Annotated in this window: 20 protein-coding genes; 4 read left to right on the forward strand and 16 right to left on the reverse strand. The window is 69.1% G+C overall.

The features are described from left to right. Window positions 1–4: 4 nt before the first annotated feature. Window positions 5–862 carry an ABC transporter ATP-binding protein gene (locus tag AB4Z46_RS21515; protein ID WP_442285569.1) on the reverse strand — a complete coding sequence of 286 codons (858 nt, stop codon included), beginning with the start codon at window positions 860–862 and terminating at the stop codon, window positions 5–7. A gap of 66 nt (window positions 863–928) precedes the next feature. Beyond that, window positions 929–1957, reverse strand: coding sequence for an RNA methyltransferase (locus AB4Z46_RS21520; protein ID WP_442285570.1), 1029 nt, complete (start codon window positions 1955–1957; stop codon window positions 929–931). Between the two features lie 279 nt (window positions 1958–2236). Here AB4Z46_RS21520 and AB4Z46_RS21525 point away from each other — a divergent pair, with 279 nt between their 5' ends. Then, window positions 2237–2728, forward strand: coding sequence for a hypothetical protein (locus AB4Z46_RS21525; protein ID WP_442285571.1), 492 nt, complete (start codon window positions 2237–2239; stop codon window positions 2726–2728). On the opposite strand, the gene AB4Z46_RS21530 is transcribed toward AB4Z46_RS21525, so the two are convergent. The 8 genes from AB4Z46_RS21530 to AB4Z46_RS21565 form a co-directional block, all read right to left on the reverse strand. Beyond that, entirely contained in the window at window positions 2725–3081 is a 357-nt protein-coding gene (locus tag AB4Z46_RS21530; protein ID WP_442285572.1) for a hypothetical protein, read from the reverse strand. The two genes, AB4Z46_RS21525 and AB4Z46_RS21530, sit on opposite strands and share 4 nt — an antisense overlap. Window positions 3082–3150: 69 nt before the next feature. Next, the gene (locus tag AB4Z46_RS21535; RefSeq protein WP_442285573.1) at window positions 3151–3360 is read right to left on the reverse strand and encodes a hypothetical protein; all 210 of its coding nucleotides are present in this window, start codon (window positions 3358–3360) and stop codon (window positions 3151–3153) included. A gap of 47 nt (window positions 3361–3407) precedes the next feature. Next, window positions 3408–3806 (reverse strand): nuclear transport factor 2 family protein, encoded by a 399-nt coding sequence (locus tag AB4Z46_RS21540; protein ID WP_442285574.1) that lies wholly within the window; start codon window positions 3804–3806, stop codon window positions 3408–3410. A gap of 194 nt (window positions 3807–4000) precedes the next feature. Continuing rightward, window positions 4001–5161, reverse strand: coding sequence for an acyl-CoA dehydrogenase family protein (locus AB4Z46_RS21545; RefSeq protein ID WP_442285575.1), 1161 nt, complete (start codon window positions 5159–5161; stop codon window positions 4001–4003). Continuing rightward, window positions 5158–6336 carry an acyl-CoA dehydrogenase family protein gene (locus tag AB4Z46_RS21550; protein WP_442285576.1) on the reverse strand — a complete coding sequence of 393 codons (1179 nt, stop codon included), beginning with the start codon at window positions 6334–6336 and terminating at the stop codon, window positions 5158–5160. The genes AB4Z46_RS21545 and AB4Z46_RS21550 overlap by 4 nt, the downstream gene beginning before the upstream one ends. A gap of 31 nt (window positions 6337–6367) precedes the next feature. Then, on the reverse strand, window positions 6368–7351 hold the full coding sequence (locus tag AB4Z46_RS21555) for a tripartite tricarboxylate transporter substrate binding protein (RefSeq protein ID WP_442285577.1): 984 nt from the start codon (window positions 7349–7351) through the stop codon (window positions 6368–6370). 25 nt (window positions 7352–7376) lie between these two features. Continuing rightward, entirely contained in the window at window positions 7377–9494 is a 2118-nt protein-coding gene (locus AB4Z46_RS21560; protein WP_442285578.1) for an acetate--CoA ligase family protein, read from the reverse strand. Continuing rightward, a complete protein-coding gene (locus AB4Z46_RS21565; protein ID WP_442285579.1) occupies window positions 9491–10285 on the reverse strand; it encodes an enoyl-CoA hydratase in 795 nt (264 codons plus the stop codon). The genes AB4Z46_RS21560 and AB4Z46_RS21565 overlap by 4 nt, the downstream gene beginning before the upstream one ends. Window positions 10286–10369: 84 nt before the next feature. On the opposite strand from AB4Z46_RS21565, the gene AB4Z46_RS21570 reads away from it, so the two are divergent. Both AB4Z46_RS21570 and AB4Z46_RS21575 read left to right on the forward strand, forming a co-directional pair. Continuing rightward, window positions 10370–11122 carry an IclR family transcriptional regulator gene (locus AB4Z46_RS21570; RefSeq protein ID WP_442285580.1) on the forward strand — a complete coding sequence of 251 codons (753 nt, stop codon included), beginning with the start codon at window positions 10370–10372 and terminating at the stop codon, window positions 11120–11122. 160 nt (window positions 11123–11282) lie between these two features. Further along, window positions 11283–13238 carry a kelch repeat-containing protein gene (locus AB4Z46_RS21575; RefSeq protein WP_442285581.1) on the forward strand — a complete coding sequence of 652 codons (1956 nt, stop codon included), beginning with the start codon at window positions 11283–11285 and terminating at the stop codon, window positions 13236–13238. 23 nt (window positions 13239–13261) lie between these two features. On the opposite strand, the gene AB4Z46_RS21580 is transcribed toward AB4Z46_RS21575, so the two are convergent. From AB4Z46_RS21580 to AB4Z46_RS21605, 6 genes are all read right to left on the reverse strand, one after another. Beyond that, the gene (locus AB4Z46_RS21580) at window positions 13262–14308 is read right to left on the reverse strand and encodes an Ldh family oxidoreductase (RefSeq protein WP_442285582.1); all 1047 of its coding nucleotides are present in this window, start codon (window positions 14306–14308) and stop codon (window positions 13262–13264) included. Continuing rightward, window positions 14305–15495, reverse strand: coding sequence for a UxaA family hydrolase (locus tag AB4Z46_RS21585; RefSeq protein WP_442285583.1), 1191 nt, complete (start codon window positions 15493–15495; stop codon window positions 14305–14307). Before AB4Z46_RS21585 ends, AB4Z46_RS21580 begins: the two co-directional genes overlap by 4 nt. Beyond that, window positions 15492–15785: a UxaA family hydrolase gene (locus AB4Z46_RS21590; protein WP_442285584.1), complete on the reverse strand. Its 294-nt coding sequence runs from the start codon at window positions 15783–15785 to the stop codon at window positions 15492–15494. Before AB4Z46_RS21590 ends, AB4Z46_RS21585 begins: the two co-directional genes overlap by 4 nt. Next, a complete protein-coding gene (locus AB4Z46_RS21595) occupies window positions 15785–16771 on the reverse strand; it encodes a Bug family tripartite tricarboxylate transporter substrate binding protein (protein WP_442285585.1) in 987 nt (328 codons plus the stop codon). Before AB4Z46_RS21595 ends, AB4Z46_RS21590 begins: the two co-directional genes overlap by 1 nt. A gap of 11 nt (window positions 16772–16782) precedes the next feature. Further along, the gene (locus AB4Z46_RS21600) at window positions 16783–17811 is read right to left on the reverse strand and encodes a tripartite tricarboxylate transporter substrate binding protein (RefSeq protein WP_442285586.1); all 1029 of its coding nucleotides are present in this window, start codon (window positions 17809–17811) and stop codon (window positions 16783–16785) included. Between the two features lie 61 nt (window positions 17812–17872). Next, a complete protein-coding gene (locus AB4Z46_RS21605; RefSeq protein WP_442285587.1) occupies window positions 17873–18307 on the reverse strand; it encodes a nuclear transport factor 2 family protein in 435 nt (144 codons plus the stop codon). Between the two features lie 142 nt (window positions 18308–18449). Between AB4Z46_RS21605 and AB4Z46_RS21610 the strand changes: the two genes are divergently transcribed. Further along, window positions 18450–19352 (forward strand): LysR substrate-binding domain-containing protein, encoded by a 903-nt coding sequence (locus AB4Z46_RS21610; protein WP_442285588.1) that lies wholly within the window; start codon window positions 18450–18452, stop codon window positions 19350–19352. The last annotated feature ends 40 nt before the right edge of the window (window positions 19353–19392 follow it).

The following is a 19392-nucleotide window of genomic DNA, read 5'->3' on the forward strand; positions in this document are numbered from 1 at the left end:
GCGATCAGGCCTCGGCCGCGCCGTGCATCGCGTAGAAGCGCGCGATGACGGCCTCGATGGTCATGCCCTCGTCCTCCGCGTCCTCGGGCAGGCCGTCGTTGAGCCGGCGCGCGGCCACGACCTGGGCCCGCAGCCCCTCGACCGCGCAGTCGGCCAGCACGCGGCCATGCCCGATCACGATCACGCGTTCGGCCAGCGCCTCGACGTCGTGCATGTCATGCGTGGTCAGCAGTACCGTGGTGCCGCGTTCGCGGTTGGCGCGCCGAACGAAGTCGCGCACCGCGAGCTTGGAGGGCGCGTCGAGGCCGATGGTCGGTTCGTCGAGGAACAGGATGTCGGGCTCGTGCAGCAGCGCCGCCGCGATCTCGGCGCGCATGCGCTGGCCCAGCGACAGCTGGCGCACCGGCTGGTCGAGCAGGCGCTCCAGATGCAGCAGCGCCACCAGCTCGTCGCGCGTGCGCGCAAAACGCACGGGGTCGACGCGGTAGATGTCACGCAGCAGCGCGAAGCCGTCGCCCACCGGCAGGTCCCACCAGAGCTGCGTGCGCTGGCCGAACACCACGCCGATGCGCGCCACGTGGCGCTCGCGATCGACGAACGGGTCGCGCCCGTCGATCTCGACGCGACCGCCGTCGGGCCGCAGGATGCCGGCGAGGATCTTGATGGTGGTCGACTTGCCCGCGCCGTTCGGGCCGATGAAGCCCAGCAACTCTCCGCGCTCGAGTTCGAACGACAGGCCGGAAAGCGCGTCCACCGTGCGATGGCGTCGCCGCACGAGCCCGCGCAGCGCGCCGAGCACGCCCGGGTCGCGCTCGGAGATGCGGTAGGTCTTGCGGAGGTGGGAGACGGCGATCTGGGGCATGGCATGGCGCGGCGGAGGGCGGATGCTACATGAACCGCGTGCGCCGATTCCCGCGTGAACAGGCCCCTAGTCCTGGCCCCTTCGAAACGTCACCGGCACTTCGGCTGCGCGCGCCCGCAGTTGACCGCACCCGCCGTCGACATCCTGGCCGGCCGAATAGCGCAGCTTGGTCAGGATGCCCCGCTGGTGCAGCGTGCCGGCCATCTCTTTGCAGCGCTCCCACGACGGGCGGCTGAACGCCGCGCCATCCACCGCGTTGAAGGGGATCAGGTTCAGCACGCCGTACTTGCCGGAGAGCAGCCGGACGATGCCCTCGATCTCGTCTTCCCCGTCGTTGACACCTTCGAGCAGCGTCCACTGGTACTGGATCGGGTAGCCGGTCGCGCGGGCATAGCGTTCGCATGCGGCGACCAGTTCCTCGGGCGCCATGTTCGGCGCGCGCGGAAGGAGTTCTCTGCGCAGCCCGGCCTTGGTCGTGTGCAACGAGAGCGCCAGCGCAGGCCTGACGCGTTGCTGCTGCAGTCGCTCGAACGCGCGCGGATCRCCCACGGTGGAGAACACCAGGTTCTTGTGGCCGATGTTGCCCGCCGTGCCGAGCAGGTCGATCGCCTCCATCACGTTGTCCAGGTTGTGGGCCGGTTCGCCCATGCCCATGAACACCACCTTGCGCACCGGCCGGCGCGCGCGCGCGAGGGCGACCTGGGCAATGATCTCGCCACTTCCCACCTGGCGCAGCAGGCCGTCGCGGCCCGTCATGCAGAACTGGCATCCGACGGCGCACCCGACCTGCGACGAGACGCAGAGACCGTCCCGAGGCAGCAGCACGCTCTCCACGGTCTGGCCGTCCGCCAGCGCGACGAGCAGCCGCTCGGAACCATCGGCGCCCGGATGGACCGCGTGGATGCGCGCCAGTCCCGCAAGCTCGGCCTCGATGGACGGCAGGGCGGCCAGCAGCGACGACGGAAAAAAGGTCGCGGGCCGACGCCTGCCACTGTCCCGGGGCAGCGCATGGGACCACAGGCGCAGGATGCGGTGCTCGTGGAGGGGGCCCGCTCCGGCATCCCGCAGGCGCCGCTTCAGTTCATGGATTCGCATGCGCGGCCCAGGGCAAATGGACTCGGGAACACGTCAGCGATCCAGCCGAGCGGGTGCCCCGAAGTACAGAGTGATGGTCGACATGCGGCAGATTGTGCACGGCGGCCACTGCACGGCGCACAAGGCTCTGTCTCTGAGCCGCAAGGTCGCTCGACTGAAAAGCATAATGCGGACGGCACCAGGGTGCCGTCCCAGTCTTGCGGTCCAGCCCCGTCCATGGAATCTCAGGTCATTCATATCTCCGGCCCCGGCGGCGCCCCGTACCAACTGGGCCAGCCCATGCTGATGTTCACCGGTCGCTTGTTCCTCGGCCGGCTGGATCCTGTGCGCGTGTGCAATCGCGGCACGGAGGTGCACTTCGGTAGCTTCTCGCCGACCTCATTGGCTCAGGACGAGCCGCGAAACGTCGGCGCCTTGCTGTTCTACGAAGCATGCGCCCATGTCGCTCGCCACCATCCGCAGGTTCAACTCATCAGCTTCGCGTCCTCGCGGCCCATGCCGGGCGTTGGAGATCCGGCCCACCAGGCGGCCGCTCGCGTCGAAGCCGTGGAGCGCATCGGTGCCACGAACGTCCAGGTCACGCCCATGCCGTCAGGACTGATCACCGTCTCCGGAACCTGGGCCTACAACGAGCGCAATCTGCACGATCTCCACCTTGCCCTGGAAGAGCATCGCGCCATCTATCGGGCGGTCGCCATCGGCAGAAGCGTCGATTGGCCCCACTGGCTCGCGCGGCTCTGGCGCATCCTGCTGCGGCCTACCCGCAGCTAGAGCCGGGTGCCGAGGTCGAAACGCCGGCGGTTGGCCCAGAGATTGACCAGCGCGTCGAGTTCCGTGGCATAGATCGCCACCTGGGGCCGACCCAAGGCCCCATCGTCGCGAGCCCCGCTGCGCATGGACGCGTGCCAGAGGCCATCCGAAACCTGCCGGTACTGACCCAGCAATTCGCAGCTGAGCGGCGCGGCCAGCGAGAAGACACATCGGCGCAGGAGGATGCCATCGCTCCTGGAGCCTTCCACGCCTTTGGTCGACACGAGCATGTGCTCCCCGTCGTCCTGCAGGACGCTTTCTCTCGGGAGCTGGGTCAGCAGCTCCGGCGATCGGCGTGAATGTGGCTTGTCCATGGCTGCCTTTTTATCGGCAGCCACGAGCCAAGTTGTAGGCAGCGTGTCATGAAAAATGTGTAAGCAATCCTAGCCGTCCAGCGGCACGCCGCCCCCGAAGTGGGCCACCCACAGGTCCCACAGTTCCTGGTTGACTGCGGCGAGGGGCTGCTGAGAGGCGCTCAGGATCCGGAGCTGGAGGCTCTGTGCCTGCAGCAGGCTCTCGATCCATGCCGCCTGCCAATCGAGGAGCGGCTGAAAGCCGCCGTCGAGGGTCGGAGTCGGGCTTGGGATGGTCATTGCGGGCGCTCGATGGCTTTCACTTCCAGGTGGCTCGCCGGCGACGGCTACTTCACGGCCGCCTGCCGGGCGGCCGTGTCCGCGGTGCCGATCCAGCGGCTGATCTTGCCCCCCTTCAGCGTGAACACGTGGACCCACTCGCTGTCGAACACGGTCCCGTTGGGAAGCGGCCTCCCGCGCTCCCAGCCGAGCACCGTCACGTGATCCGGCCCTTCGAGAAATTCGCGCGGTTCGAACTGCTGGATGTCGTCGTTCTGGGCCAGGGTGGCGAACCAGCCTTCCACAGCTTTCTTGCCGGTGTACTTGCCCCCGTACGGGATACCGGTGCTGGGGCTGGCGTGGAAGCGCCAGTCCACATCGTCGGTGAGCGTGGCCAGAATTCCCGGGATGTCGCGGCGTCCGAAAGCGGCGTAGGCCTGCTGGACGACTTCGGTCGGGGTGCTCATGTCGTGTCCTCCGTGCTGAACAGGGGACCTCGAAGTTTAGTCACGCGATGCTTCAATTCAACCCATGCAGGCCGGTGCGCGCCGGATCTGCAACAAGCCTTGGCACACCTTGTTGCACGACCTCGCCCAGGCCGGCAAGCACTTCAATGGCTTCACAGCCTTGATCTCCGTCTCTCCGTGCCTCCCGCTCGGGCCTAGGCATTCATGACGGTGCGTGCAATGAGGCCCAGTTGAACCTCCGCCGCGCCGCCGAAGATGGTGTAGGCGCGGCTGTTGCAGTACTCCGGCACCAGCGTCGCCGTGGCGTTGCGGCCATCGGCGGGATCGCTGCGCCAGCGCAGGCTGTCACCACCGAGGGCTTCCACGCCAAGTTCGCCGATCGCCTGCTTGAGCCGGCTGGCCCGGAGCTTCAGGATCGACGACACCGGTCCGGGGTTGGCGCCCGGCGCCAGGCCGCCCATGGTGCGCAGTTCCAGCCACTCGAAGGTGTCGACGTCGGACGCCACCTCGCCGAATCGGCGCAGCAGTTCGTCGTTGGCAGCGCCGGGCACGCGCAGCGCCTCGGCCACGCGCTTCAACTGCGAACGCAGCCGGGGGCTGAAGATGCCGGCGCCGCGCTCGAACTCGAGCAGGTACTTGGCGCAATCCCAGCCCGCGTTCTCCTCCCCGATGCGGTCGGCCTGCGGAACCCGGACGCCGTCGAAGTGCACCTCGTTCACCTCATGGTCGCCACCGATCGTGGCGATCGGCCGCACCGAGATGCCCGGCGAGTTCATGTCGACCAGCAGGAAACTGATGCCCTGCTGCTTCTTTCCCTCGGTGCTCGTGCGCACCAGCGCGAACATGCGGTTGGCCCGGTGTGCGTAGCTGGTCCAGATCTTGGTACCGTCGAGCACATAGTCGCTGCCGTCCGATCGCGCACTCAGCGAAAGCGACGCGAGGTCCGAGCCGGCATTCGGCTCCGAGAAGCCCTGGCACCAGTAGTCCTCGCTCGACAGGATGCGCGGCAGGTAGCGGCGCTTCTGTTCCTCGGTGCCGTAGCGCAGGATCACCGGCCCCACCAGGCGCACGCCCATCGGATGCACCAGCGGCGCGCCGGCCAGCGCGCATTCGGTCTCGAAGATGAAGCGCTGCAGCGCGCTCCAGCCGGTGCCGCCCCATTCCCTGGGCCAAAGCGGCACGAGCCAGCCTTTCGCCTGCAGCGATTTCTGCCACGGCGTCGAGACCTCCGGCTCCGGGTACATCGACGTGGTGCCGCGCTGTCCGTCCCGCAGGGCAGCGGTCAGGTTCGCGGCGAGAAAGTCGCGCACCTCTTCGCGGAAGGCCCGGTCGGCGGGTTCGAGTTCGAGATTCATGCGCGGTGTCCTTCCATCGTCGTCGCGCGATCGTGAAGCGTCTGGCTGCAGGCGAACGCATCGTTCGCCATGAGGTCCCGACCGTGTCGCAGCGCATGCGACGCCGCATCCCCACCCTGCTGCCCGAAGGCCAGCAGCAGCCGGAAGGTCGCGGCGATCGGCAGCTCCTCGCAGACGCCCATCGCGCCGTGCAGCTGCACCGCCTCCTGGGCGACGAAGCGTGCGGCGCGGCCGACCTTGTTCTTGACCAGCGCCGCCAGTTCGGGGCCGGCGTCGGGCAGCAGTGCAAGCCGCATCGATGCGAGCTCGCAGACCGCTTGCGCCTCCGCGCAGTGCACCGCCATCTCCGCCAGCCGATGCTGCACCACCTGGAACTGCGACAGGCTCTGGCCGAACTGCCTGCGTTGCTGCGTGTGCGCGGTGGTCTGCGCGAGCGCCGCCTGCATGGCACCCGTGGCCTCCCACCCGAGCGCGACCAGGCCTTCGGCCAGTACCCGGCTCAGCAGCGCATCCGCATCGCTGTCGCGTCGGTCGCCCAGCAGGACCGCCGACGTGCCGGCGAAGACGACGTCGGCAGCGCGTCCACCGGCGCTCGTGTCGTAGGCATCCGTCTGCACGCCGTCGGCGCAAGGGGCGACCATGAACAGCCGCGTGCCGCCATCGACGGTGGCCGAGACGATCCAGCCCGCAGCGCCGGGCGCGGCCATCGCTTGGCGCTTTGCACCGTCGAGGCGCCAGCCGGACGACGTCCGCGCTGCAGTCGTTCGACGCTGCGCCCATGGCAGCCGATCGCCGGGCTCGGCGTGCGCCAGGGCCAGCCGTCGCTCGCCAGCCATGAGCGACGGCAGCCATTCGGCTTGCTGTGCCGCCGTGCCCGCGAGGGCCAGGAGCCGCGCGGCCTGCAGCACGCAGGCATGCCACGGCTCGACCACCAGGTGCCGGCCGAAGGCCTGCATCAGCAAGCCCGCCTCGAGCGGGCCCAGGCCCAGCCCGCCGGCCTCTTCCGGAATCGGCAGGCCGAGCCAGCCCAACTCCGCAAACGCAGCCCAGGCCGCGGGCGAGCCGCCATCGCGATGCACGCCGGCCTCGCGTTGGCGGAAGTCGTATCGGCCCGCCAGCCAGTCGAGCGCGCTGGATTGGATCAGCGCCTGTTCTTCGGTCAGCGCGAGCCTCATGCGCGGCGCTCCGCTTCGCAACACCGCTGCATCAGTCGGCCTTGATCTTGGCGCTGGAGATCACGCGCGCCCACTGGTCGATGTCGCGACGCAGGAAGCTCGCGAACTCGGCGGGCGTGTTGCCGATGATGTCCAGCCCCCAGCCCTTGAAGCGCTCGCGCAGCTCGGGCTCTTTCAGGACTTCGACGATCTCGCGATGGAGCCGATCGATCACCGGCTGGGGCGTGCCGGCCGGCGCCATCAGGCCCAGCCAGGGCATTGCCTCGTAGCCCGGCAGGCCGGATTCGGCAACGGTCGGAAGGTCGGGAATCGATTGCGAGCGCTTCGCCGTCGTCACCGCCAGCGCGCGCAACTTGCCGGACTTGATGAACGGCCCCGAGGAACCGAGCGCATCGATCATGACGCTGACCTGGCCGCCCACCACATCGGTCAGCGCCGGGCCGCTGCCCTTGTACGGGATGTGCACCATGTAGGCCTTGGCCATGCTCTTGAAGAGCTCGCCTTCGAGATGGGTGGAGGTGCCCGTGCCCGTCGACGCGTAGTTGAGCTTGCCGGGGTTCTGCTTCGCGTATGCCACCAGCTCGGCCACCGACTTGACCGGAAGCTCCTGGTTGACGACGAGCACGTGCACCACGGACGCGACTTGCGTCACGGGAGCGAAGCTCTTGATGGCGTCATAGCCGACCTTGTCGTAGAGCAGCGGCGCCGTGCCGAGCGACGAGGCGGCCAGCAGCAGCGTGTAGCCGTCGGCGGGCGCACGCGCGACGAAGTCGGACGCCAGCACCGTGCCGGCACCGGGCTTGTTGTCGACGATGACCGGCTGGCCCAGGCGCGGCGAAAGCTTCTCGGCGAGCGCGCGCGCCAGGATGTCGGTCACGCCGCCGGGCGGGAACGGCAGCACCATGCGGATCGGTTTTTCGGGATAGGCCTGCGCCAGGGCGGCCGCCGGCGCAAGCAGCGATGCCGCAACGGCCAGCACCGTGGCGGACACGGTCTTCATCAAGAACGTTTTCATTGGGGGGTCTCCTGGAGAGTGATTTTCAAAGAGCGGGGCGAACCAGCACCAGCGCATCGAGCGCGACCGCGCCGGCGCCACGCCCGCGGACCTGCAACGGATTGATCTCGACATCCTCCGCCTGCCCACCGAGCGCCGTGGCGGCATCGGACAGCGCGGCAATGCCGGCGCAGGCGGCATCGACGTCGGCCAGGGGTCGACCGCGAAAGCCGTCGAGCAGCGGCCAGGCCTTCAGCGAGCGCAGCATGTCGCCGACCATGGCCGCGTCGACCGGCAGCAGCCGGTGGCTGGCGTCGCGGTAGAGCTCGGTCAGCACGCCGCCGAGTCCGACGGTGAGCGCGGGGCCGAAGACCGGATCGTGCGTGACGCCCGCGATCAGCTCGGCCACGCCGCCGCGCGCCATCGGCTGCACCAGCAGGCCGTCGATGCGCGCGGACGGGTCGTAGGCTTGGGCGGCGGCGAGCACCTCGGCGCACGCGGTGCGCAGCGTCGCCGCATCGCCGATGTCCAGGCGCACGCCGCCGGCTTCGGTCTTGTGTGCGATGTCGGCGCTGAGGATCTTCAGGGCCACCGGCCAGCCGATCTGTTCGGCCGCCCGCACGGCAGCGTCGGCATCGGCGCAGACTTGCTCCGGCAACGAGGGCACGCCGTAGCGCGCGAGCAGCGCCTTCGTGTCGTGCTCGTTGAGCCGGGCGGGCAGCGCCGGGGCGGCGTCGTGTCGCGGCGGTGCGGCGCGCAAGGCGGCCCAGCGCGCCACGGCCGGACGGCGCGCCAGCCAGAGGCAGTACGGCGCCAGCGCCTGCGTGGCGCGGCCGAGGTCGTCGAACACCGGCACGCCGGCCTCGGCCAGCCGCGCGCGGCATTGCGCGGCACCCGTGTCGATGGCGACGAACAGCCGCGGGAAGCGCGCGCAGACGTCGACCAGCGTGTCGGCCATGCGGTCGAGCAGATAGCCCGGCGCATAGACGATCACGGTGTCGATCGCGTCGCTCTCCGCCAGCGCCGTGAAGATGGTCCGCACGAAGTCGGGCTGGTTCACCACGTTGCCGGTGACGTCCACGGGATTCGACACCATTCCATAGTCGGGGATGCCGTCGCGCAGTGCCTGCTGCAGCGCGGGCGGCAGCGTCGGCACGTCCAGGCCCGCGCCGATCAGCTTGTCGGCCAGGATGGCGCCGAGCGCGCCCGACATCGTGACGATGGCGACGCGGCGGCCGCCCGCGCGCTGGCGGAAGCCGCTGAGGTAGGCCAGGTCGGCCATCTGCGCGAAGTCGGTGCCGCGGATCACGTTGAGCTGCTCGAAGCCCGCCTGGTAGAGCGCCAGGTCGCCGGCCAGCGCCGAGGTGTGCGAGCGGACGGCCTCCGAGCCCTTCTCGGTTTCGCCTGCCTTGTAGATCACCAGCGGCTTGCCCTGCGCCGCGAGGGACAGCGCAGCGTCGATGAAGCGCCGGCCGTTTCGCAACTGCTCGACGTAGCCGATCACGCAATCGGTCTCCGGGTCCTGCGCCAGGAACTCGAGGTACTCGGAAAACTCCAGCGTCGCCTCGTTGCCGGTGTTGATGAAGTGGCTGACCGGCACGCCGAGCCGCCTGATCAGCGCGAACACGGCCGAGCAGACATTGCCGCTCTGCGTGAGCACGCTCACCCGGCCGGGCTGCGTTTGCGGCGGCACGTTCCGGAAGACCGAGGCGAAGGCCGTGTGCGCCTGCAGGTTCAGGTTGGCGAAACCCATGCAGTTGGGCCCGGCGACCACCATCCCGCTGCGCTCGACGAAGTCCTCGAGCGTGCGCTGCAGAAGTTCCCCGCTCTCGCCCGCCTCGGCAAAGCCGGCCGCGTAGACGATGGCGGCCGGAATGCCCTTGGCGTGGCAGCGCTCGAGCATGGCGGTGACATCCTCCGCGCCGATGGCCAGCACGACCAGGTCGGGTGCCTCGGGCAAGGATTCGATGTCGGGATAGCAGACGTAGCCGAAGACCTCCTGGTACTTGGGATTGACCGGGAACACCTTGCCCGCATAGCCGAAGTGGCGCAGCAGGTCGAGCGGCATGCCGCCGATCCGGCCGGCCTGGTTGCTGGCGCCGACCATGGCGATCGAACGCGGCTGAAGCAGCGGGCCGAGGCGGTGGCGCAGGGGAATGCTCATGCCTGCGCTCCCTTGAGGATGGCGTTGGCCAGGCCCGCGTCCTTGGTCCGCCGGTACTCCTCGCTCACATGGCTCAGCTGGTGGACGTCGAAATGCGCCGACAGTGCGTGGCGCATGCCCTGCACGTCCACCGAACGGTTGAGCGACTTCTTCAGGATCTGCAGCGCGAAGGGCGGCGCCTTGGCAATGCGCTGGGCCAGCGCCATCGTCTCTTCGTCCAGGCGGTCATTGGCAGCCACCCGGTTCACCATGCCGAGTGCCTTGGCCTCTGCCGCCGACAGGCGCTCGCCGGTGAAGAGCAGTTCCTTCGCCTGGCGCAAGCCCAGCACCCAGGGATGAATCAGGACTTCCGTCGCCGCCGCGCCCATGGTGTGCGTCACCGGGTCCGAGAAGAAGGCGTCTTCCGAGGCGACCATGAGGTCGCACATGTTGGCCAGCATGAAGCCCGCCGCCACGCAGGCGCCCTGCACCTGCGCGACGGTCGGCTTGGGGAAGTCCCAGATGCGCATGCAGTAGTTGAAGTAGCGCTGTTCCTCGTAGGCCCAGCGTTCTTCGACCGTGAACTCAGCACGCTCCGCCTGCGCCTGCTTCAGGTCGTGACCGGCCGAGAAATGCGCGCCCTTGGCGGCGAGCACCACCACGCGGGTTGCGCCATCGGTGCGCGCGGACTCGAAGGCGCCGTCGAGTTCGTCCAGCATCTGCTGGCTCTGGGCGTTGCGTGCCTGCGGGCGATTGAGCCAGATGCGGCGCACCGCGCCGATCTGCTCGATCAGGAGAAGGGGTTCAGTCATCGAAGGGTCCTGCATACGGGGGAGCACCGATGCTCGGACGGTTATGCTCATCCAGCGATCAACAACTGAAAGAAATCCCACATCGTGAGCAAACCTATGGAAACCCCGGGGGCCCAGAACATGCGCCGCTCGCTCCAGGTCCTGCGGGTGCTGGGCGCGCACCACGAGGAAGGGCTGGCGGTGAACGAAGTGGTCGCCCTCACCCAGCTCGAGCGATCGACCGCGCACCGCCTGCTCACCTGCCTGGTCGAGGAACAGTTCGCCGAGCGCGACGCGGCCACGCGCCGCTATCGGCTCGGTCTCGAAGCGATGCGCCTGGGCTTCGCGTCGCTCAAGCGCGCGCCGCTGCTGGCCTCATACCAGCCGGTGCTGCAGCGCCTGGCGCGCATCTCCGAAGACACCGTGTTCCTGCTGGCGCGCCAGGGCGACTACACCGTCTGCCTCGCGCGCGAGGACGGCGCCTTCCCGGTGAAGATCTTCAGCACCCGCGTCGGCGACATCCGCCCCCTGGGCATTGGCGTGGGGGGACTGGCGATGCTGTCGGGCGCGCCGGACGACGAGATCGCGCGGATCCGGACCCAGCACGCGCCGGCCTTCGATGCCGCGGGGCTGACCCCGTCGCAGATCAGCAAGGTGATCGCGCGCACGCGCCGAACCGGCTACGCGGAGCTTGTGGATACCGTGACGCAGGGCGTGGGCGGCGTGGGCGCGGTGATTCCCACCACGGGCGCGCCCTTCGCCGCCATATCGATTGCGGCGATCAAGCCGCGCATGGGCGCGGCGCGGCGCGCCGAATTGGGGCAGCTGCTGGTGAGTACCCTCAACGGCGGCGGTTGAACGCAGACCGACGAATCTGCCGGGACCTCGAAGTTCACTCGATGCTTCAATTCAACCCGGTCCGCGAGGCGCGCCCGACCAGGTGAGCATGCCTGGTCACTTGCCCTCGTGGACGACAGGGATACATACTGCAGGCCCTCTGGTGAGGGAAGGAGCCGGCATGAAAGCGACATCGTGGCCAGGCGCCTTGCGCCTCTTGGCGTGGGGCCTGGGCATCCTTGCCTTGCTGAGCGTGAATGCATGCGGCGGCAGCGACAGTGGCTTCTTCGTCCCGGGCGCAGCCTCGCCGCCCGCGGGCTTGCACTACGAGCGCAATGCAGTCGTCTACGCGCTGGGCCGTCAGATCAAGCCGAACGCCCCGAGCAACAGCGGCGGCCGGATCCTCCGCTATGTCGTCCGTCCGGCATTGCCCGACGGGCTCCAGATCGACCCCGCGACCGGCATCATCAGCGGCACACCGCAGGTGGTGGCCGCCCCGGCCCTCTACGCCGTCACCGGCAGCAACCTGGCGGGCGCTGTCACGACCGGCCTGCTGATCGCGGTCAAGTCCAAGGCGGAGCCCCCTGCGAACCTGAGTTTCGAGAACCAGGACGCGATCTACACCATCGACCAGCCCATCCCGCCGAACCACCCCTCCGTGGAGGGCGGCGATGCCAGCAGCTTCACGGTGCAGCCCGCGCTGCCCGACGGCCTGGTGATCGACGCCGTCACCGGCGTCATCTCCGGCACGCCCAGCCGGCTCGCTGCATCGGCGGGCTTCACGGTGACCGCCAGCAACAGCGCCGGCTCGACCAGCACCGTGCTGCGGATCGAGGTCCGCGCCCCGCCGCGCGTGGCGCCCACCTCGCTGAGCTACCAGGAACCGAAGGCCCTGTACGCCACGGGCCGGCCCATCATGCCCAACCTGCCGCGCAGCACCGGCGGCCCGATCAACGCCTTCGTCGTGACGCCGGCGCTGCCCCTCGGACTGAGCATCGACGCCGTCACCGGCGTCATCTCCGGCACGCCGCAAGGTACCAGCGCTGCCGCCGACTACACGGTGACGGGCAGCAACGAAGCGGGCGCGGTCTTCGCGACGGTCAACATCGCGGTATTGCTCCCCGGCACAGGGGTGCCGACCGGCTCCATGGGCGCTGCGCGCACCAACCACACCGCGACCCTGCTGACGGTTGGCAAGGTGCTTGTCGCCGGAGGGCACGACGACATCGGCACCCTGGCAACGGCGGTGCTGTACGAGCCTGGCACCGGCCTGTGGACGGCGACCGGATCCATGAGCACCACCCGCTTCTTCCATACCGCGACCCTGCTGCCGGATGGCCGGGTGCTCGTCGCGGGGGGAGAGGACCTCGCCGGCGCCTTTCGCGCCTCGGCGGAGCTCTACAACCCCGCCACCGGCCAGTGGTCGTCAACCGGCGCCATGGGCGTGGCCCGCAGCGGCCACGCGGCGACCCTGTTGCCGGATGGCAAGGTGCTGGTCGCAGGAGGGACCAACGGCAGCTTTCTCGCCACGGCAGAGTTGTACGACCCCGCCACCGGCCAGTGGACGGCAACCGGCACCATGAACACCGCTCGCAGCGTGTTCACCGCGACCCTGCTGACGGATGGCCGGGTGCTGGCCGCGGGAGGAACGAGCGGCAGCCCGATCGCCGCGGCGGAGCTCTACGACCCGGCCATCGGCCAGTGGGCGCCCACCGGGTCCATGGTCGCTGCGCGCTTGACCGAAACCGCGACCCTGCTGCCCGACGGCAAGGTGCTGGTGGCGGGAGGAAACGGCGGAGCCTCTGGCGGTGGCTCTCTCGCTACGGCGGAGCGCTACCACCCCGCCACCGGCGCCTGGACGGCCACCGGCGCCATGAGCACCGGCCGCACCGCCGCCACCGCGACCGTGCTGTCCGATGGCAAGGTCCTGGCAACGGGCGGCTACGCGAGCAGCGGCATCACGCTGGCCTCGGCCGAGCTCTACGACCCTGCCAGCGGCCTGTGGACGGCCACCGGCGCCATGATCGATGCTCGCTACTTCCACACCGCGACCCTGTTGCCGAACGGCAATGTGCTGCTCGTGGGGGGCGCCAACGACTTCAGCTCCCTGGCCACGGCGGAGTTGCATGTGCCGTAGTGCGATCGGCGCGGGCCCTCCGTTCAGGAAGGGCTATCCCAAACCAGCGCCTGCCGTTCTGCGCTGCCCACCGAATCGAGCTCGCGAGCCAGTTCGGCCGAGAGGGTCAACCCTTTCGCAAGACCGCTGAGTTCAAGCGCTGCCGCGCGTTCACCCGGAAGACGTCCCGACTCGCCTGCGCGGGCCCGGAAGGCCTGCGCCCATTCGCGCAGGTACTCTCCGAAGCCGTCGTCCGCGGCGAGCGCCGGATTGACGAGCCAGATCAACGTGCTTTGTCCCCCCGCCGCGCCGCTGCGAGGTGCGGACGACATCTTGTGCCGGGACTCGGGTTCGCCGCCCGCCAGTGCGCCCGCCAGGCATTCGGCCATCATGGCCAGGCCCAGCCCCTTGTGATCGGCCATCGGCATCAGTGCGCCGTCGAGTGCGGCGTCGGCGTCCGTGGTGGGCCGGCCCTCGGCATCGAGCGCCCAACCCTCGGGAATCGGTCGCTTTTCGCGGGCAGCCACCAGGATGTGCCCACGCGCGGCCACGCTGCACGCCATATCGAAGACCAGGGGGGCCTGGCCCGGAATGGGGCAGCCGAACGCGATCGGATTGTTGCCGACCGCAGGGCCGGCGAAGCCGGGCAAGGCCATCAGGGGCGGCGTGCGCTGGAACACCATGGCCAGGTGGCCGTTCTCGGCGGCCTGGAGCGCATAGAGACCGAGCGCACCGAGATGGCCGCAGTTGCGGATGCGGCAGATGACCGAGGGCGAGGACGACAGCATGGCCATGCCCTCTCGCACCGCCAGCGTCGCTGCCACCTGGCCGAGTGCGCCATCGGCGTCCACGGTGCAGATGCCGGGCTTGCGATCGACACGGATATCGGGCCGTGGATTGACCTCGCCCGATCGGATCTTCTCGAGGTAGGAGGCGATGCGCGTCAGCCCGTGCGTGCGGACGCCGCGCAGTTCGGTGCGAACGATGGCTTCGGCGGCCAGGCAGGCCTCATCGCCGGCCATGCCCGCGCCTTCGAGGAGGGTGGCGACCCAATGGGTCGCGGCTGCCGCGGAAACGGTACGCGCGGTCATGGAAGCACCTCGGGCCCGTGTTGGCGCAGATGCCGTGCATAGCCCAGCTCGATGCGCGAGATCGAGATCTCGGTGTCTCCCAGCACTTCGCTTTGCGTCATCCGCCCGTTCGCAATCGACAGCATGGCCGCTCGAAGCTGCACCGCGGCGTCGTCGAGGGTCTGGGCGCCGCCGAGGATGCCGCTGACATCGACGTCGATGTTGTCCGCGAAATGGCGGGCCGTTCGCGCATTCCCCGTGATCTTGACGGTCGGTGACAGCGGATGCCCGACAGGGTTGCCGACCCCGGTGTTGAAAAGGATGAGGTGCGCGCCCCCGGCCGCGAGTGCGGCGATGTTCTCGACGCCGGGCGCGGGTGCGTCCATGAACACCAGGCCCTTTCGGCTGGGTGCCTGCCCGTAGCCGACGACTTCCTGGAGGGCGGTTGTTCCGCCCTTGCGAACCGCGCCGAGCGACTTTTCCTCGACGGTCGTCAGGCCACCCGCGATGTTGTCCTCGCCCAGGGGCCAGAGCTGCAGCCCCTGGAACCGCGACAAGCCTTCGAGCCGCGCGACCGCCGCCAGCACCTGGGCGGCAACCTCGGGACTGCTTGCGCGCTCGGCGAGCGAGACTTCGGCGCCGACGATCTCGTCGGTCTCCGACAGGATGACCGTGCCGCCCGCGGAAACGAGCCAGTCGGCAACCTTGCCGGTGGTCGCATTGGCGGTGAGTCCCGAGGTCGCGTCGGACGCCCCGCACTCGACGCCGATCGTCAGGTCGCCCAGGGGCACCGGCTCGCGCGGCGTCGCCGAGGCCCCGATCACCAGCGCCGCTGCGGCACGCACGCCGGCAGACACCGCGTTGACGGTGCCCCCCGCACCTTGCACGTCGACACAGCGCACCGGCCGCCCGGTGGCCGCAACCGCATCGACGAAGCGTTGCGTCGTGACGGGCTCCAGGCCGACGATCAGCGCCGCCGCCACGTTGGGGTGGGTGGCGTAGCCCAGCAGCACGCGGTCGTGCTGTTCGAGATCGACGCCGGACTGGCCGCGTCCATAGGCGACGCAGATCGGCACCGTGCCCTTCACTGCATCGCAGATGCGGCGCACGACGGGGTTGACGTTGTCCATGACGCCGATCACCACGACATGGTTGCGAATACCGAAGCTGCCGTCCGCTCGACGGAACCCCTGAATGGAATCGCTCATGACTTGTCTCCTCTGCCGCGCAGGCTCTCAAGGTTGTGAAGATGCACGTGATCGCCCGCGCGGATGGCCTGCGACGCGCGCCCGATCGACGCGGCGTACTTCATGACCTGGGCGCCGCTGGCGATGTCGACGACCGCGAACTTGTGCCCCGGGGCGATGGCCTCGCGCAGCACGACGTCGTGGCAGGCGTCGCCTGCCTGGATGCGCAGGGAGCTGCCAGCGGCCAGCGGCACGAAGGCCGTGGCGACGTGGTCGCGCTCGTCGATGAGAATGGCTTGAGTAGGTTGCATCATTGGACCTTGTAGGCGACGAGGGCCTTTCGGTAGTAGTCGGATTCCGCCTGAAGCTCGCGCCCGAACGCGGCCGGCGAGAGCGCGGTGACCTGGATCCCCAGCTCCTGCAGCCGCTTGCGCACGGCTTCATCCTTCATGACGGCCGCGAGTGCCTGTTCGATCTTTCGCAACTCGTCCGGCGGGGTCTTCGCCGCGGCAAAAAGGCCATACCAGACCTGCACGACATCGTTGCCCAGGGGGATCTTCTCGGCGACCGCGGGAACGCCCGCGACCAGGCTCGACCGCGTCTGGCTCAGGACCGAGACGGCCACCAGTCGTCCGCTCTCGATCAGGTTGCGAGCGGCCGGGTAGCCCACTGCGCCGTAGGGGGTCGACCCGGCCAGTACGCCGGCCAGCACGTCCGGCGCGCCCTTGTAGGGCACATGGAGAAACCTGGCCCGTGACTGCTGGGCGATCTCTTCCAGCGCGATATGCATCGGCGTGCCGAGCCCGGGCGTGCCGATGGCGACGCCGGCACTGCTGCCGAGCGCCTGCAGGAGCCGGTCCTGGGTGGCTTCGGGGCCGGGCCGCGCAACCACCACGGAGGGGACCGTGCCGACTTGCACGAGGGGACGCAGGGACTCCAGCGGCCGGTACGCAGCGTCGTTCAGCAGGTGGGGCGCGATCGTGATTTCCTGGTTGCCGCCCGCGAGCAGCGTGGTCTGGCCTCGAACGGGGTTGAGCACGGCCTTGGCCGCGATGGTTCCGCTGCCACCGGGCCGGTTCTCGACCACCACGGTGCGCTGCATGGTTTGCCCCAACTGCTGGCCAAGGTAGCGCGCCATGGCGTCCACGCCGCCGCCGGCCGGGAGCGAAACAATGATGCGGATCTGCGCCTCTTCGGCCTGTGCCATCCCCAGGTGGAGCAGGCCGGCCATTGCGGCGCCAAGCAGGCGGCGGCGCAGGCGGCATGGCCGCGCCGTCACGGTAAATGTCTGGTTCATCGGTATCTCCATCAACGTTCGGCGAAAGGACGTGCGGCGCGCTCGAAGAACGCGGATTCGCGCTTGAGTTCTTGCGCGAAGGGCGCGCCGGCCAGCGGCTTGGGTTCCAGTCCGGCACGGCGAAGCGCATCCTGGACCCCGGTGTCCTGCATGACCGCGGCCAGCTCGCTGGACAGTCGCGTGCGCAATGCTGGCGGCGCGTGCGCCGGCATGAACCACCCGAACCAGATGGTCGGCAGATCCGCGATGTCCACGCCGCTGGCTTCCTTCCAGGTGGGTACGTCGGGCAGCAACGCGCTGCGCTCGGCCTGCAGCACGGCCAGTGCCTTCAGCGCGCCTGTCCGCAAGGGTCCGGCCACAGTGGGCAGCGTAATGGCGAGCGCATCCACCTGACCGCCCATGAGGTCGACCATGGCTCGCGCGCCACCGTTGTACGGCACATGGTTGAAGCGCACGCCCGATTCCTTGGCGATGCCTTCCATGATCAGGTGCATGGGCGTGCCCATGCCGGGCGTGGCGTAGGCGATGCGGTCCGGCGCCGCGCGGGCGCGTTCGAGCAGGGCACGGGCGCTGCCGTTGACCTCGTCCCCGCCGCGCACCACGAGCACCATCGGCGCCTGCGCGGTTCTCAGCAGCGGCACCAGGTCGGTGTCGGGATCGTAGGGCAGGGACTTGCGCAAATGCCGAACGATCGTCAGCTCCGGGTTGGTGGCGGCCAGCAAGGTGTAGCCGTCCGGCGCCGCGCGCGCGACGAAGCTGGCGGCGATGGTGCCGAGCGCGCCGGGTTGGTTGTCTGCCACGACCGGCTGGCCCAGACGGATGGCCAGGCGCTGGCCGACGACGCGTGCCGCGAGGTCGACGCCGCCGGCTGGCGGGTATGCGATCACCACGCGCAGGGGCCTGGAAGGCCAGCCCGACGGCTGGGTGAGGTCGGCCGCGAGCACGGCCGTCGCGCTGAATGCCGCCGCCGCGGCCAGGCAGGTGCGGACCCATACTTGCAGGGCCGCGGCCTTGCCGCGGCCGAAGATGAAGCGTGTCATCGGATCTCCTTGGGGGTGGGGGCGTCTGCCGCGCTGCCTGGTGCCTCGTGGCGACAGCGGCTCAGAACGTGTCGAAGACCGGTCGAACCGTGCGACGGCCGATGAGCCATGCCCCGTCGACCCGCACCAGTTCGTCGATGTACTCGGCCAGCGTCTCCGGAATGCGTGCCTGGACGGGCAGGCGCACAGGCTCCCCGGGTGTGCCGAGATGGCGGAAGACGCACACGTAGCTCAGCGCGCGAACGGTGTTGTCGTCGACGGGATCGAGCACCAGATTGCTGAGGACATGGCGCGTCAGCCGGTGCGCGGGGCGCGACTGGAACGACTGACGCAGCGCATCGCGCCCTTCGATGCGTTCCTGCGGGCGCTGCATCACGCCGTCCTGGGCAAAGAGTGCGGCCGCTTCGTCGTAGCGGCCTGCATCCACGTAGGCCGAGAAGCGCTGGATGGCCGCCGTGCACGCGATATGGTCCTGTTGCGAAATGCCGTAGTTCATCGAAAAGCCCGTCCATTCAAGCGTGAGTCTTCGTCGAATTCTTGCAGCTGAAAATCTATCGTCACAGCTATCTATGATTAGAATTTCTAAGGCCTGACCCAGCTTCTCTTGGCCCCGGGGCCACCCACTCATCCATCCATCCATGCAACTCAACCGGACGCTGCCGCCCCTGCGGGCGCTTCGAAGCTTCGAGTCCGCAGCGCGGCTGCGCAGCTTTGCGCGCGCGGCGGAGGAATTGCACGTCACGCCGGCAGCGATCAGCCAGCAGGTGAAGAGCCTGGAAGCCTGGCTCGGCTGCGATGTGTTCAGGCGTGCGCGGTCCGGCCTCGAACTGACCCAGCAGGGGCGAACCTTGCTGCCTGCGCTGAAAAGTGCATTCGACACGATCCAGACGGCGACGGACGACCTCCGCGGCCCCGGTGCCGGCACCACGTTGACCTTGGCCGTCCAGCCCAGTTTCGCGATGCGCTGGCTCGCGCCGCGCCTGCCGGATTTCGCCCTGAGGCATCCCTGGATCGACCTGAATATCCTCTCGGTGACCCCCACGAAGGCGACCCTGTACGAGAGCTGCGACATGGCGATCCGTGCCTACGAGCACGATCCGCAGTACCACTTCGAGCCGATCACGACCGCCGACATGGTCCCCATGCTGCATCCGCGGCTGCTCAAGCGCGGTTCGCTGAAGCAGCCCGACGAGTTGTTGCGCTTCCGCCTGCTGCACAGCACCGTGTCGCCCGAAGACTGGCCGCGCTGGTTCAGGGAGACGCGCCAGCCGGGCGAGCGCGAGCCCTCCTTGGAGCTGATGGCGCGCGGGCACCAGTTCGATTCCCACGTCGTGGCGATCGAGGCCGCCTGCGCAGGCATGGGCGTGGTGCTCGGGCGCCCCTCGATGAGCATGGACCTGTTGCGCAGCAAGGAGCTGGTGATTCCTTTTCCCCGGCCGATTCCCAGCAATATCACCTGGTACCTGGTTTATCCGCGCGCCGAGCTCCCGCCCAAGTGCGAAGCGTTCAGGGACTGGGTCAAGACGCAGGCAACGGGCTGATTGGGGAAGGCGATGCGGTAGCGGTCGCTTTGTTCGAGCG

The sequence above is a fragment of the Variovorax sp. M-6 genome (genome assembly GCF_052114385.1).
Classification (GTDB): Bacteria; Pseudomonadota; Gammaproteobacteria; order Burkholderiales; family Burkholderiaceae_C; genus Variovorax.

What these genes read in the sequence shown, in the direction of transcription:
- AB4Z46_RS21515 (WP_442285569.1), bottom strand. Translation starts at nt 862, where the DNA reads ATGCCCCAGATCGCCGTCTCCCACCTCCGCAAGACCTACCGCATCTCC.
- AB4Z46_RS21525 (WP_442285571.1), top strand. Translation starts at nt 2,237, where the DNA reads ATGCTGATGTTCACCGGTCGCTTGTTCCTCGGCCGGCTGGATCCTGTG.
- AB4Z46_RS21530 (WP_442285572.1), bottom strand. Translation starts at nt 3,081, where the DNA reads ATGGACAAGCCACATTCACGCCGATCGCCGGAGCTGCTGACCCAGCTC.
- AB4Z46_RS21535 (WP_442285573.1), bottom strand. Translation starts at nt 3,360, where the DNA reads ATGACCATCCCAAGCCCGACTCCGACCCTCGACGGCGGCTTTCAGCCG.
- AB4Z46_RS21540 (WP_442285574.1), bottom strand. Translation starts at nt 3,806, where the DNA reads ATGAGCACCCCGACCGAAGTCGTCCAGCAGGCCTACGCCGCTTTCGGA.
- AB4Z46_RS21545 (WP_442285575.1), bottom strand. Translation starts at nt 5,161, where the DNA reads ATGAATCTCGAACTCGAACCCGCCGACCGGGCCTTCCGCGAAGAGGTG.
- AB4Z46_RS21550 (WP_442285576.1), bottom strand. Translation starts at nt 6,336, where the DNA reads ATGAGGCTCGCGCTGACCGAAGAACAGGCGCTGATCCAATCCAGCGCG.
- AB4Z46_RS21555 (WP_442285577.1), bottom strand. Translation starts at nt 7,351, where the DNA reads ATGAAAACGTTCTTGATGAAGACCGTGTCCGCCACGGTGCTGGCCGTT.
- AB4Z46_RS21560 (WP_442285578.1), bottom strand. Translation starts at nt 9,494, where the DNA reads ATGAGCATTCCCCTGCGCCACCGCCTCGGCCCGCTGCTTCAGCCGCGT.
- AB4Z46_RS21565 (WP_442285579.1), bottom strand. Translation starts at nt 10,285, where the DNA reads ATGACTGAACCCCTTCTCCTGATCGAGCAGATCGGCGCGGTGCGCCGC.
- AB4Z46_RS21575 (WP_442285581.1), top strand. Translation starts at nt 11,283, where the DNA reads ATGAAAGCGACATCGTGGCCAGGCGCCTTGCGCCTCTTGGCGTGGGGC.
- AB4Z46_RS21580 (WP_442285582.1), bottom strand. Translation starts at nt 14,308, where the DNA reads ATGACCGCGCGTACCGTTTCCGCGGCAGCCGCGACCCATTGGGTCGCC.
- AB4Z46_RS21585 (WP_442285583.1), bottom strand. Translation starts at nt 15,495, where the DNA reads ATGAGCGATTCCATTCAGGGGTTCCGTCGAGCGGACGGCAGCTTCGGT.
- AB4Z46_RS21590 (WP_442285584.1), bottom strand. Translation starts at nt 15,785, where the DNA reads ATGCAACCTACTCAAGCCATTCTCATCGACGAGCGCGACCACGTCGCC.
- AB4Z46_RS21595 (WP_442285585.1), bottom strand. Translation starts at nt 16,771, where the DNA reads ATGAACCAGACATTTACCGTGACGGCGCGGCCATGCCGCCTGCGCCGC.
- AB4Z46_RS21600 (WP_442285586.1), bottom strand. Translation starts at nt 17,811, where the DNA reads ATGACACGCTTCATCTTCGGCCGCGGCAAGGCCGCGGCCCTGCAAGTA.
- AB4Z46_RS21605 (WP_442285587.1), bottom strand. Translation starts at nt 18,307, where the DNA reads ATGAACTACGGCATTTCGCAACAGGACCATATCGCGTGCACGGCGGCC.
- AB4Z46_RS21610 (WP_442285588.1), top strand. Translation starts at nt 18,450, where the DNA reads ATGCAACTCAACCGGACGCTGCCGCCCCTGCGGGCGCTTCGAAGCTTC.